The 11937-nt window shown below is 69.6% G+C and carries 15 protein-coding genes and 1 pseudogene; 7 read left to right on the plus strand and 9 right to left on the minus strand.

Annotated features, from left to right (window positions below; genetic code table 11):
- From VD972_RS35815 to VD972_RS35825, 3 genes and pseudogenes are all read left to right on the plus strand, one after another.
- Positions 1–239, plus strand: a pseudogene (locus VD972_RS35815) (hypothetical protein); the annotation flags it as partial.
- A gap of 13 nt (positions 240–252) precedes the next feature.
- On the plus strand, positions 253–495 hold the full coding sequence (locus tag VD972_RS35820) for a hypothetical protein (protein WP_324993307.1): 243 nt from the start codon (positions 253–255) through the stop codon (positions 493–495).
- 11 nt (positions 496–506) lie between these two features.
- Positions 507–1085, plus strand: coding sequence for a ThiF family adenylyltransferase (locus VD972_RS35825; protein ID WP_324993308.1), 579 nt, complete (start codon positions 507–509; stop codon positions 1083–1085).
- 30 nt (positions 1086–1115) lie between these two features.
- Here VD972_RS35825 and VD972_RS35830 read toward each other — a convergent pair whose 3' ends face one another.
- Complete coding sequence (locus VD972_RS35830) at positions 1116–1529, minus strand: response regulator (protein WP_324993309.1); 414 nt, start codon at positions 1527–1529, stop codon at positions 1116–1118.
- Positions 1530–1654: 125 nt separating this feature from the next.
- Here VD972_RS35830 and VD972_RS35835 point away from each other — a divergent pair, with 125 nt between their 5' ends.
- Positions 1655–2038 (plus strand): helix-turn-helix transcriptional regulator, encoded by a 384-nt coding sequence (locus VD972_RS35835; RefSeq protein WP_324993310.1) that lies wholly within the window; start codon positions 1655–1657, stop codon positions 2036–2038.
- A gap of 18 nt (positions 2039–2056) precedes the next feature.
- Here VD972_RS35835 and VD972_RS35840 read toward each other — a convergent pair whose 3' ends face one another.
- On the minus strand, positions 2057–3271 hold the full coding sequence (locus VD972_RS35840) for a DUF790 family protein (RefSeq protein WP_324993311.1): 1215 nt from the start codon (positions 3269–3271) through the stop codon (positions 2057–2059).
- On the minus strand, positions 3265–4644 hold the full coding sequence (locus VD972_RS35845; RefSeq protein ID WP_324993312.1) for a DEAD/DEAH box helicase family protein: 1380 nt from the start codon (positions 4642–4644) through the stop codon (positions 3265–3267). The genes VD972_RS35840 and VD972_RS35845 overlap by 7 nt, the downstream gene beginning before the upstream one ends.
- 195 nt (positions 4645–4839) lie before the next feature.
- On the opposite strand from VD972_RS35845, the gene VD972_RS35850 reads away from it, so the two are divergent.
- Positions 4840–5256, plus strand: a complete 417-nt coding sequence (locus VD972_RS35850; protein WP_324993313.1) for a response regulator — start codon at positions 4840–4842, stop codon at positions 5254–5256.
- Positions 5257–5277: 21 nt separating this feature from the next.
- Here the strand turns inward: VD972_RS35850 and VD972_RS35855 are convergent, their stop codons facing one another.
- The 3 genes from VD972_RS35855 to VD972_RS35865 are packed head-to-tail and all read right to left on the minus strand — an operon-like array spanning position 5278 to position 8425.
- On the minus strand, positions 5278–6393 hold the full coding sequence (locus VD972_RS35855) for an Ig domain-containing protein (RefSeq protein WP_324993314.1): 1116 nt from the start codon (positions 6391–6393) through the stop codon (positions 5278–5280).
- Entirely contained in the window at positions 6390–7145 is a 756-nt protein-coding gene (locus VD972_RS35860; RefSeq protein ID WP_324993321.1) for a hypothetical protein, read from the minus strand. The genes VD972_RS35855 and VD972_RS35860 overlap by 4 nt, the downstream gene beginning before the upstream one ends.
- Positions 7145–8425, minus strand: a complete 1281-nt coding sequence (locus VD972_RS35865; protein ID WP_324993315.1) for a hypothetical protein — start codon at positions 8423–8425, stop codon at positions 7145–7147. The genes VD972_RS35860 and VD972_RS35865 overlap by 1 nt, the downstream gene beginning before the upstream one ends.
- Before the next feature lie 128 nt (positions 8426–8553).
- On the opposite strand from VD972_RS35865, the gene VD972_RS35870 reads away from it, so the two are divergent.
- Both VD972_RS35870 and VD972_RS35875 read left to right on the plus strand, forming a co-directional pair.
- Positions 8554–9213, plus strand: a complete 660-nt coding sequence (locus VD972_RS35870) for a sigma-70 family RNA polymerase sigma factor (protein ID WP_324993316.1) — start codon at positions 8554–8556, stop codon at positions 9211–9213.
- Positions 9210–9956, plus strand: coding sequence for a hypothetical protein (locus VD972_RS35875; RefSeq protein ID WP_324993317.1), 747 nt, complete (start codon positions 9210–9212; stop codon positions 9954–9956). The genes VD972_RS35870 and VD972_RS35875 overlap by 4 nt, the downstream gene beginning before the upstream one ends.
- A 16-nt stretch (positions 9957–9972) precedes the next feature.
- Here VD972_RS35875 and VD972_RS35880 read toward each other — a convergent pair whose 3' ends face one another.
- From VD972_RS35880 to VD972_RS35890, 3 genes are all read right to left on the minus strand, one after another.
- Positions 9973–10575, minus strand: a complete 603-nt coding sequence (locus tag VD972_RS35880) for a hypothetical protein (RefSeq protein ID WP_324993318.1) — start codon at positions 10573–10575, stop codon at positions 9973–9975.
- Entirely contained in the window at positions 10572–11294 is a 723-nt protein-coding gene (locus tag VD972_RS35885) for a hypothetical protein (RefSeq protein WP_324993319.1), read from the minus strand. The genes VD972_RS35880 and VD972_RS35885 overlap by 4 nt, the downstream gene beginning before the upstream one ends.
- A 67-nt stretch (positions 11295–11361) precedes the next feature.
- Complete coding sequence (locus tag VD972_RS35890) at positions 11362–11832, minus strand: hypothetical protein (protein ID WP_324993320.1); 471 nt, start codon at positions 11830–11832, stop codon at positions 11362–11364.
- Positions 11833–11937: the final 105 nt, after the last annotated feature.

Genomic DNA, 11937 nt, shown 5'->3' on the forward strand with positions numbered 1-11937 from the left:
TGGCCTTCTCTCACGAAGACGAGACCACCATGGAGGCGCTCATCGTGGCGCTCGGCACCCGGCCTCGCTTCTCGGTCGTCGCTCCAGACGGCATGATCGTCCGGGACCGGGAGGGCTTGGAGGCGCGCACCCCCGAGGAGCCATGGTGGACCCACCTGCTCCGGCTCGCCTCCGGCATGACCGAGGGCGGCGGATCTGTCAGTCTCCCCGAGGTGCCGCCCGGCCAGGTCCGGGACTGACGAGAGGACGACCATGGCGATCCTGAACATCACCTACAACGGTCAGTCAGCGGACTGCCCCATCGAGCTTGATGGCGCGGTGAGTGACGTGGACGTGAGGCGCATCGCCGTGGAGCTGGTGCGCAGCGGCGGCGTTGCCGGGCTCCACCTCGCCCAGCTCCGGGACGATGCCTTCAACCACTACGTGGTGGATCGCTTCGACTCACCAGGTGGACTGCGCATCTACCTGCGGCCCAAGGTGCCCTTCGGGGCCTGAGGAGAGGACGCATGCGCATCGTGTTCTGCGGTGTGGGCGCGCTGGGCTCCACCGCCGCCGTCTTCTGCCGCAACCTGGAGGCCACGCTCTGCTTCGTCGACTTCGACCGCGTCGAGTCGAAGAACGTGCTGGCCCAGGCCTACGTGAAGCAGTCCATCGGACGGAACAAGGCCGAGGCGCTCAAGCTTCAGTTCCAGAACTTCTTCGGCGTGAAGGCCGAGGCCTTCGGCGTCCGGCTGGTGGCCGACAACGCCGAGGCCCTCTGCGGCACCGCCGACCTCCTGGTGGACTGCTTCGACAACAAGGCCAGCCGAGAGCTGCTCTCCGGCTTCGCACGCAAGGCTGGCAAGCCGCTCGTGCACGCCGCCGTCTCCGGAGATGGCACCTTCGGCATCGTGCGCTGGGACGAGCGCTTCGTCCCGGATGCCGAAGATCAGGCTGGGCAGGCCACTTGCGAGGGGGGGGAGCACCTGCCCCTCATCGGGCTGCTCGGGACCACACTGGCTCGCACCCTCCAGGACTTCCTCAAGTCCGGTGTCCGGCGCGATGCCATGGTGAGCCTCAACGCCGTGACCCCCACCGCTGGTTGAGTCCACGAGGTGACCTGATACGTCGGGTCCTCACGAGAAGGTGACGTCCTCTCTGCCGCGCCTCTCATGCAGGCTCGGAGCCGTGCCCGTGAGCGCCACCCAGAGCGCACTCAGCGCTGCCTCCAACATCCTCGGGGCCGAGCCCTTCTCCACCAGCGCAATGCCGCGAGCGCCTCGCAGCAACCTTGCCGGACGCGCCGTGTGCAGCACGCACGCCACTCGCGGGTACTGCTCGCTCACCTGCTCGAGCAGGCTCAGCCCATCTCCCTCGGGCAGGCCGTAGCCGCTCACCACCACCGCGGGTTGGTGCGCACGCACCAAATCCAGCGCCTCCTCCGCGCTCCCCGCGAAGTGCTTGGGACCTGGCAGGTCCCTGCTCGCACGCCTCAACGCCGCCAGCCAAACCGGGTTCTGATCCACAAAAAGAAACGAGGGCTTCTCCATACCAACCACACCTCCGAGGGGAATGTGACTCATGAGGTCACCTCGAACGAAGCCTACCCGCGGAGTTCTTGGAAGCCAACCCTGCAAGTCATATCGACATAGGCGAACCCGCTGGGTTAACGAACATGGAAAAGACCCTCGCATCCAGGCTCGGAGGGGCAGCTCGCCTCGCCCGACAGCGCCTCAATCTCACGCAGGCCGACGTCGCCGAGCGCATTGGTATTGCGAGCGAAGTCTATGGCCGCTTGGAGCGTGGCCACATGCTCCCAAGCATCCAGACCTTCCGTCGGCTCTGCGTCGTCCTCTCCATCTCCGCGGACGAGGCGCTCGGCCTCAAGCCCTCGGGCGACGTGAAGTGGGTGGCCGAGCCGCCCTCGGACTACGGCGAGCCCGCCGAGCTGCGACGGCTCATGCGCCGCGCCCGCCAGCTCGACCGGAGCTCCATCCGGCTGCTCAGCGTCCTGGCCGCGAACTTCCGCCCCGGTCGGGGCGGGAACAACAGCGGCTGACAGGCTCCTGGCCCTGGCTCACGCGCCCGCCGGCGCCGGCTCCTCAGTGAGCCGGGCCAGGCGATCGCGCAGCCGGCGCGCGGAGGGGAAGCCGTTGAAGAGCACCACTTGAGGGTGGGCCTCCAGCGCGTCCCGCTCCTCGCCCCGGGCCAGAGCCCGGTCCACCCCGAGCAGCAGCCCCGGGTCTGGCCGCGAGCGCAGCTCTCCGAGCCTCCTCGCCAACGGTCCCGCGTGCCACGCATGGAAGAGCTCCAGCGCCACCTCACGCCCCGTCTCCCGGTGGCGGAAGGTGAGATCCGGCACGCACAGCCCGGCGGCCCCCGTGTGGCGCGGCAGGGCCATGAGGTCCAGCTCCCACTCCGCGTCCTTGAAGCTCTCGGCCAGCGTGGCCACCTCCGCGGGGATGTGGCCCAGTGCGGCCGGTAGCGGTGACACCAGCGGATCCCGGTGGTCCAGCACCAGCACCGCTCGCCGCCGGGCGCTCGCCTCCACCTCCGCCATCAGCTCCCAGCGCTCCAGCACCGGCACCACCGAGAGGAAGCTGGCCAGCTGCAGGCCGTACTTCTTCTGCAACGAGAGCAGCGCGCCCGGGCCCTCTACCTCCAGCGCCCAGTCCTCGCCGTCGCGCCGCACCTCTGCCACCAGCCGGCAGAACTTCAGCCACCGCAGCAGCTTCCTCACCCGCAACAGCTCCGGCGCCCGCGCGCGCAGGGTCAGACGCCGCGCTCCCATCAGTGGGCCCTGCGCGAGCGCCAGGTTGTAGCGGTCCAGCAGGTCGGTCGGAGCGAGCTCCTCCCAACCCAGCAGCCGTCTGTTCCCGGGCAGGTCTACATAGAGCGCCTCGCGGACCTCGGGCAGCGGTGCGGGCAGTGCCTCCGCGAGGCGGGCCTCGTACGCCTCCAGCGTCGAGTCCGGTGACAACCCCCGCAGCACCTGCGCGGCCACCTGGAAGCGATCCCAGCGGGTCTCCGCCACACCCTCGGCGGCCTCGTCGAACAGGGCCCGGTCTACCAGCAGCTTGACCAGCCCTCGCGCCACGCGCGGCCGGGAGAAGGCGCCCGCTCGCAGCGAGAGGGCCTCCTCCACCTCGTCCCGAGTCTGCCCCGTCGCGCCCTCTACCTCCGCGATCAGCTCCTTGGCCAGCGCCACCAGCTCTGGATCTTCTCGCTTGATGAACGAAGGGCGCAGGCGCCCCTCACGGACTCGGAAGAGCAGCAGGTCTCGCGTCAGCACTCCTCGCTCTCCTGGTAGGCGCTGTGCTGTCGCCGCCGCTCGCTGATGCCACTCTCCGCTGTCTGCGCCGAGCACACCTCGTACAGCATGGCGCGCTTGCCCGGGCGCTGGCGGAGGATGCGCCCCAGTCGCTGCACGTGCTCGCGCACGCTCCCGTTGCCGCTGAGAATCACTCCCACGCGCGCGTCCGGCACGTCCACGCCCTCGTTGAGCACCTTCGAGGTGAGCAGCACCGGCAGCTCTCCGCTTGCGAAGGCCGCGAGCAGCGTCTTCCGCTCGGGCACCGGCGTGTGGTGCGTGATGACCGGCAGCAGCAGGCGTCGCGCCAGCGTGTACACCGTCTCATTGTCCTCCGTGAAGACCAGCACCCGGTCCCCGCGGTGGTCCAGCAGGATCCGCCACAGCACGTCCACCTTGGCAATCGAGGTCAGCGCGATGCGCTTCTGCTCGCGGTAGCCCCGATAGGCCGCGCGCCCCTCGTCGCTGCGCTGGCTCTGCGCCAGGAACCGCGCCCAGCCCTCCGGCGCCGACAGCGAGATCCCATTCTTCCGCAGGAAGCCCACGTACCGGGCCCGCGCCTCGTCGTACCGCACCTTCTCCTCGGGAGGCAGCTGCACCTCGATGCGCCGCACCTCGTACGGCGCCAGGTAACGCCCCTGGAGCTCGCGGATGTCCGCCCGGTACACTCGAGGCCCCAGCAGCTCCTCGCAGACGCGCTCGCCTCCGTCCGTGCGCTCCAGCGTCGCCGACAGCCCCAGCCGGTACGGCGCCAGCGAGCCCTCCGCGATGAAGCGGTAGCTGGGCGCCGGCAGGTGGTGGCACTCGTCGCAGATGAGCAGCCCGAAGCAGTTGCCGTGGAACTCCGTCTGCGCCGTCGCCGAGTCATACGTCGTCACCGTCAGCGGCTGCCGATCGTTCACTCCGCCCCCCAGCAGCCCCACCGCCACCCCGAGGTGCTTCGCCAGCACCGTCTGCCACTGCACCATCAAGTCCAGCGTGGGCACCACCACCAGCGTGGGCCGCTTCACCTGGGCAATGGCCAGCACTGCCAGCAGTGTCTTGCCCGCCCCCGTCGGCAGCTCCACCAGCCCTCGGCCCTTGGCCTGCGTCCACGCCTCGAGCGCCGCGCGCTGGTGGGGGAAGGGCTCGATGGGCACCTTCAGCTCCAACGCCAGCGGCTCGAAGCGCTTCGCCCGATCCTCATAGGGCTCGCCCAGCTCCCTCAGCCGCAGCACCACCTCCCGGTAGTGCCAGGCCTCCGTCCGGTACACCCCCGTACGGGCGTCTTTCTGGAAGAGCGCCCGCAACCGGGCATCATCCGGAAGCATGGGCGCTACCAGCGTGCCGCAGTCGAAGTGGAGCTCCGTCGCCATCCGTAGAACCTGGTGAGTAGCCTTTTCCTCGCCCCAATACCACTGTGAGCTAACGGCGCTGGCCCTCTATGGCCCTCGTCATCTCCCTCGCCCTGCTGACCGCTGGACCCCCTCCTTGCCGAACAGGCAGGGCTCCCCGAAAGCTGAGCCTTGGGCTTGCCCGGAGGCTGAGGCTGCGGTTACCTGCCTGGAAGCATGCGCCAAGTCCTCGTCGTCAGTCCGCACCGCGCCTCGCGCGAGCTGCTCCTGCGCTTCCTCGCCGAGCCGGAGGTCCAGATCCGCGCGGCCGAGGATGCCGATGCGGCGCTGTCCTCCATCGGCTCCGCTCCCCCCGCGGTCGTTGTCGTCGACCTGCGTCGGCCAGACGAGGACCACCCCCTGTTCCTCGCCCTGCTGCGCAAGCGCCACCCCGCCCAGCCTGTCATCGCGCTCGTGCCGGGGAGCCTGCGCGTCTTCGATGGCGCTCACGAGCGCGTGCGAGACATGCGCGACTGCCAGGCCGAGTCCGCCGAGGGGCTGCACCATCTCCTGTATGCCCTGAAGGAGGCCGTGGAGGAGGTGCTCACCCAGCACCTGCTCCGCCTCTTCCGCCCTCCCGTGGGGCAGGCCTGAGCCGCGTCCCACTGAGCGCCGTCAGTGGACCACCAGGGTGAAGGTCACCTGCGCATTGTTCAGGAGGCCATCTGTCACGCCGATGGTGAAGGTGAAGGAGCCCGCTTCATTGGGCGCCCCCGAGAGCAGCCCCGTGCTGGTGTTGAGTCCAACGCCCCCCGGCAGCGCGCCCGCCTTGAGGCTCCAGGTCACTGTCGTGCTGGGGGCGATCCTCAGCGCATACTGATACGGCGTGCCTCTGCGTCCATCGGGTACGCCGTGGTTGGAGATCGCCACGAGCAGTGGCGTTGCCGTGATCTTGAGAGACAGCTGCTCCTCCGCCATCTGGGGTGGAGAATCCGAGTCCGTCACCCGGGCTCGGAAGGTGTAGGTGGCCTGGGCCGAGGGCGTTCCCTGCACGGTCCCGTCCGACAGGAACGAGAGGTTGGAGGGGAAGGCGCCATCCACGCGCTCGAACGTGTACGGCGGCATCCCTCCAATGGCGGACACCTTCTCGGTGTAGAAGGCCCCTTGGTAGCCGTCGACGAGCATCTTCGGCCCCGCGACGCGGAGCTTGGGGCGCACCCGCAAGTCATAGGCCGCACTTGCGCTGGCGGGAGGCGTCTCCGAGTCCAGGACCTCCACCTTCACAGGGTAGGTGCCTTCCGTGGAGATCGTTCCCGAGAGGACGCCGGCCTCGAGCGTGAGGCCTTGAGGCAAGGGCTCCGTGGGGTGGAACTCGTAGGGCGGAGTGCCTCCCTCGGCTTGCAGCTCCATCGTGTAGAAGACCGCCTCGATCGCTGGCTCGAGCCTCTCCGTCACCAGGGAGAGGGGAGGGCCGGCATCCGTGCCCGCATCCGGACCCGCGTCCGTGCCGGCATCCGTGCCGGCATCCGTGCCCGCATCTGGACCTGCGTCCGTGCCTCCATCGTTCATCCCGGCGTCCGTGGACGCGTCAGGAGGGAACTCGGGGTAGCAGTTCGCGCCGCAATCGGGCAGGCAGCGCTGCACCTCGGTGAGGCAGGTGTAGCCGCTGGGACAGGAGTTGTCCTCACCGCACATGTCGAAGCGCGAGAGATCCGGCTCGAAGAAGCACGAGGAGACCAGCCCCAGAGCACAGAGGATCGCCACGCCCAGAAAAACCCAACGCGCGTTCATGGAAGCTCCCACACCAGGAGAATGGTTCCCCCCGCGCCCAGCACGGCTCCGAGCCCCAACATGCCGTTGGCGAGGTCGCTCTGCCGCTCTCCCCGACGCAGCCCATCCGTGAAGCAGCGGCGGAGCGCTTCGCCCTCTCCCTCACAGCCCCCGTTGCCCACGGAGAAGCGCTTCTCCGTGGCGCGGGCCGCCATGCCGAAGCCCACGCCCACCACGAGTGCGGCGGCCCCCGTCCCCAGGAGCACCATCGGCAAGGGCCGCAGCGTCGTGTCCGCCCCCTCCTTCAGAGAGGGAGGCCCTCGGCCCTCCCACAGAGAGGCGAAGGCCTTCGCCGCAGCCTCCTCGGCGCCTGCCTCCAGCTCCGGTACCAAGAAGGTGCTCCGCAGCTCACGCCCGTCGGCCCCCACCAGCATCAGCGCCACCGTGCGGTGACCTCCCAGCCCCAGCACCCGCCCGCGGACGAGCCACTTCGCGTCAAACGCCTTCGCCTCCTCCGCCTGGCAGGAGGCGTCCCTGCACGTGCCCTGCTTACCGCTCAGCGCGCGCAGTCGCTCCACTGTCTCCTTCCGGGGCTCCAGGCACACGCCGGAGGTTCTCGCCAGGGCCCGCCGGATGGCCTCCTCCGTGCGACGCCCCTCGGGGCGTGTCACGGCCACCGTGTCGAAAGGAAGGAGCACCAGGCGCTCGCCGTCACAGTCCACCCCCAGCGGTGCAGCGCCAAGGCTCAGCATCAGCGCGAGGGGCAGCAGCATCACGGTGAGAGGTCGGGGCCTTCATCCATGCCGACGGGAGCCTCCCCAAGGCTCGCGACGTATCCACTGTAGAAGCTCGGGCCGAACGCCACGCCGAAGAGCTTGTCCCGGAAGGCCTCCTCCATAGCCCCCCGGCTTGCCACCACCGAGGTGCTCCAGGCCAGGCCCCCCGCATCCATCACCGCGCCCGCACGGGGCATCGTCAGGCGCGCCTCCCGTCCCGCCGAGCGCAGGTAGTAGCTGCGCTCCGGGGGGAGGGCCAGCACCAGCGGGCGCTCGCGCTCCTTGTTGAAGTCCGCCACGCGCACACCCCGTGTGTCCTCTACCCACATCCGTCCGCCGATCCCCTCCGGCACCAGCAGGTAGCCCAGCCCGGAGTTGCGGCCCAGGTCGCTCAGTGGGGCGCTGCGGTCCAAGGGGGGCGGGCGCGCGAAGATGTCCAGCTTGCCGCGCACGTCCTCGATGCCCTGGCTCGCGGCGGCGATGAAGGCGGTGAGCTCCGTGTACTCCACGCGTCCATCCCGGTTCACGTCCGCGGCCCCCGCCAGCGCCGAGCGCACCTGGTGGCTGAAGACGCCCGCGGAGAGGGTGCTCCACTCGTGGCTCTCCCGGGCGGTCGAGGTGGACAGCACCACGCCCACCTGGGGGTAGCGATCCAGCTCGCGCGAGGCCAGGTGCCGCGTCACCGCCGCCGTCTGCGCCGGGCCGATGGGCAGCGCGCCCCTCGCGTTGACGAAGAAGTACGAGTCACACGCGTCCACGATGAGGTGGATGAAGCTGGCGGGGCTGGGGGTGATGACCTGCGAATAGAGGTCGCTCCGGTTGAAGGGGCCGTCCAGCAGGCTCACCGTTCCTTCCCCCGCGGCCCCGCGCTGCCCGTGGCCCGTGAAGATGAAGTAGAGCACCGGCGCGAGCCCGGCCTTCCGGTCCTGCGCCATCTTCGCGTTGAGCCGCGCCAGGGACTCCTTGAGCCCCGCGCGGGTGGGCGGCCGGGTGCGCGCGGCCAGCCCGGGGTGGCGCGCCTGAGTCTCCTCGTCCAGCACGCTCAGCAGCACCGTCTCCCGGGCCTGGGGAGCGAACAGCTCGTAGTAGCGCGCCCCATCATCGTCCGCGTAACGCAGCGCGGCCAGCTTCGGATCCAGGCTGGCGTTGTTGGCGATGATGAGGGCGTAGGACACCCGCTCGGGCTCCGCGGCCCAGACAGGCCCGGCGGGCATGAGCCCGAGGAGGAGCAGGAGCTGACAGAGCGCGAGTCGAGAGAGAGAGCGGGGCGAAGGCATGGGGGGACCAGGCACGCACGGCGCGAAGTTGGACAGTAGCGTGCCATTTTAATGCGACGCGATCCACCCGGCCCGGCTCTCGACAAGTGAGAGTGACGGCGGCTGAACGCCGCTGGTATGTGGCGTGAATGGCGTGGGAGTGGGACTCAGAACGATTGCGGCACTTCCGGGAGGGCGCACCGGAGGTGTTGGGAGAGGTGTATCGAGCGCACGCGGAGCAGCTGGCCCGTGCATTGCGATCGGTCGCCTTCCGTGGGCGCGGGTTTGCCCACCTGCAGGGTGCGCTCGAAGTGGAGAACACGGTGCTGGAGACCTTTGCGCGAGCCTTCGAACCCCGGACGCGACTGGCGTACGACGGGATCCGCCCCTACGCACAGTTCCTCATGGGGATCGCGCGCAACGTGGTGCTCGAGCAGTCTCGCTCGCGCGAGGTGGTGTCGGGGCTGGGGCCGCAGGACGAGGGCTCCACGGTGGACTGGGAGCTGGGCGCCGCGGTAGGCGCGGGTGACAGCCTGGAGCAGCAGCTCGAGGATCAAGAGATGGAGGCGCTCCTGGTGAGCTTCAAGGAGGGCCTCTCTGCGGAGGAGCGCGAGCTGTTCGAGCTGCGCTTCACCGAAGGGCTGGCGCAGGAGAGCGCGGCCGAGAAGGTCGGGCTCACGCGCATCCAGGTGCGGCGGCGGGAGAAGGGTCTCAAGCAGCGGTTGCTCGACTACCTGCAGGCGCGTGGCTATCTGCAGGGCATCCAGGCGAAGGGGTGGGGCTTCCTGAAGGGTAGGGGTGAGGCATGACGTGCACGAATATGAAGTCGAAGGCCGCGCTGCGAGCGCTCTTCCTCGGAGAGCTGAAGGCCGAGGGTCATGCCCTGCTGCGCGAGCACGCGAAGACCTGTGCTGAGTGCCGCCAGTCATATGAGCGGATCTCCCGTGTGGAGTCCGCGCTGGAGAAGCGGGTGCTGCCAAAGGGGCACGAGGCGCTGCTCGAGGCGCAGCTCATGGATCGGGTGCGCGCCGCGGATCGGGCTGCCGCGCCGGAGCGCCGCTCGTTCTGGGACTGGTGGAAGGTGATGCTCCCGGCGGCCGCGGTCGCCGCGGTGGCCATGCTGGTGGTGATCCCGCGTGAGCGGGGGGCGGGCCAGGCGGAGGGCGAGTGGCAGGCGCGCAGCGGCGCGGGCCAGAGCGCGTTCGGGGTGCGTGCCTTCTGCGTGTCCTCGGAGGGGAAGGTGCAGGGCGAGGCGCAGCCGGGGGGCAAGCTGGAGTGCCCCGAGGGCGCGGCGGTGCAGTTCAGCTACACGGCGCCAGAGGGCGCACGGCTGTCGGTGGCGGCGAAGTCGTCCTCGGGCGAGGTGCTGCAGTTCTTCCCGCGCGAGGGCGAGCCGGCGCCAGTCAATCCGGGGGTGGACGTACCGCTCTCGTACAGCACGCCGGTGCAGGGAGGCTGGCTCTCCGCGCCGCTGGAGGTGCGGGCCCGCTTCACGGACGAGAAGGGCCGCGTGCTAGGCGAGACACAGGTGACGCTCACCCCTGCGAAGTGAGCCCAGGCTCCAGGGCTCACAGCCGCAGGCGGTAGCCCAGGCCTGCGGCGAGGAAGCCACCCACGTTCACCTGTCCGGTGGTGAGGAAGCCCACCCGGGTGAAGTGGTAGTGCGCCTCCAGGAAGAGCCCCCCGGGACCCAGGCGCAGCTCGGCGCCGCCGAGGAGCTGGAAGCCCAGGGTGCCCTCCTTCTCCACGGTGGTGGCCCCAAAGGCCTGCGTAGTGGCCTGGTGCAGGTACAGGCCCGGACCCGCGCCCGCGTACGGGGTGATGGAGCCCAGTGCTCCCTCGAACCGGTACACCGCCGAGAGCAGGAAGGCGATCTCGCGCTCGGTGAGACTGTACGGATCGTCGCCCAGGGTGAGCTGGGGATCGCGGAGTGTTCCGGACACCTTCGGCTGGTGGAAGCTGCCCTCCAGCACGATGGCCAGGCGCCGGTGGAGCAGCGGGGTGACATAGCCCGCCTCCAGGGCGAAGTAGGGCGCTCCCTCGAGCGGCGTGGTGCTCTTGAAGAAGCCGACCTTGGGCGCCAGGAGGATGCTGTCTCCTTCGGACTCGGAGGTCGCTGGAGCCGACGCCTGGGCGAGGACGAGGAGCGCGAGGACGGGAAGGGCCGTCATGGGTAGCTGACCGTCAGAGCGTCGGGCAGCGTGAACGAGCAGCCCTCGGGGTTGTTGAGGACGAAGTCGTAGCTCCCCGCGGGCGTGCCGGCCGGGAGCTCCGTGGAGATGCGCGTGGGAGAGTCCACGGTCAAGGTGAACACCTCCGCCTCCGTGGAGCTCGTGTGGATGAGCTTCATGGCGGGGAAGGTGTCTGTCCGGAAGCCCGTGCCCTCAACGACGAGCGGGCTGATGTCGTTGAAGGTGAAGCCCTGAGGTGCCGTCACTCGCGTCACCGTAGGCGGTGGGACGACGATGAGGAGGTCGGCCAGCTCGGCGGTGCCCCCCCCAAGGTTCTTCACCTCCAGCGCGTAGTGGCCCTCGGGGAGAGTCGCCGGAGGCGTGGTGTCCCGCGTCGGGATGTCCAGGAACATGAGGCCGGAGTCCCGGTAGAAGACGCGGTCTCGCTCCAGTGTCAAAGTGGCAGGGCCTCTCAGCGTCACCGAGGGCAGGCCCACCGTCGGCTCACCGGTGAGCACCTCCTCGGGGATGGGCGTGAAGCGCTCTCCCAGGAGCTCGACGCGCCAGCCGCGCTCTCCTCCCTGCGCATTGCAGATGTTCGCCGGGGTGGCGTTGCGCTGGCGGGGGTTGATGGTGCCGATCAGCTTCGGGGTAGGGCCCTCGATGCTGGGAGAGCACGCAGCGAGGGCGAGCAGGGCTGCGAGGAGGTGTGGGCGCACAGGGGTTCTCTTCTGCTCCAGCGGGCTGTCCGGTTGTCGAGATGGGCACTCCAGAAGGAGCGCGGCGTCAGTGCACGAAGGCGCGGTCCTCGGACGGCTCCTGCGTCTCCTCCACTTTGAGCGGCACGAGCAGATCCAGCCGCCCCTGGGCCACGACGGTGCCCGTGGTGGGAAAGCGGAGGCCCGTGGGTGTCCACTCGGGAACGAAGAGGATGGGCTCGGCCGTGCCGTTGTAGCCAAGCTGGACGAGCAGCTCCTCCTCGAAGGTCCGGCAGCGCTTGTCACAACAGGTAAAGGCCTCGCGGACGCGATAGAGGCCTTCAGAGTGGAGAGGCTCGAGGTGCTCGGCCCACTCGGGGTTGGGGATCGGAGTGCCGTGAGCGTGCCAGCGTGCGCGGTTCACGCTCCAGCCGCTCGGCAGGTAGAGGCCGGGGCCGGGATCGCCGTGGTTGTGGAAGTACACGAGGCGTCCCTCGGGGATGGTGGTGCCGAGGGCGCGCCGCGTCCGGTACAGCCCGCAGGGGGGGAGGCTGGACATGGGAGCGTGTTCTAGCTCGCTCGGCTGTCCTTGCGGCGCCTCTCTTTCCAGGGCTTCGGCCAGGGCCTGGAGCTTTTTTCAGTCCTCGGGAGGCATGGCCCCCCT

The sequence above is a fragment of the Hyalangium sp. genome, assembly GCF_035629615.1.
In the GTDB taxonomy this organism is placed as follows: domain Bacteria; phylum Myxococcota; class Myxococcia; order Myxococcales; family Myxococcaceae; genus Hyalangium.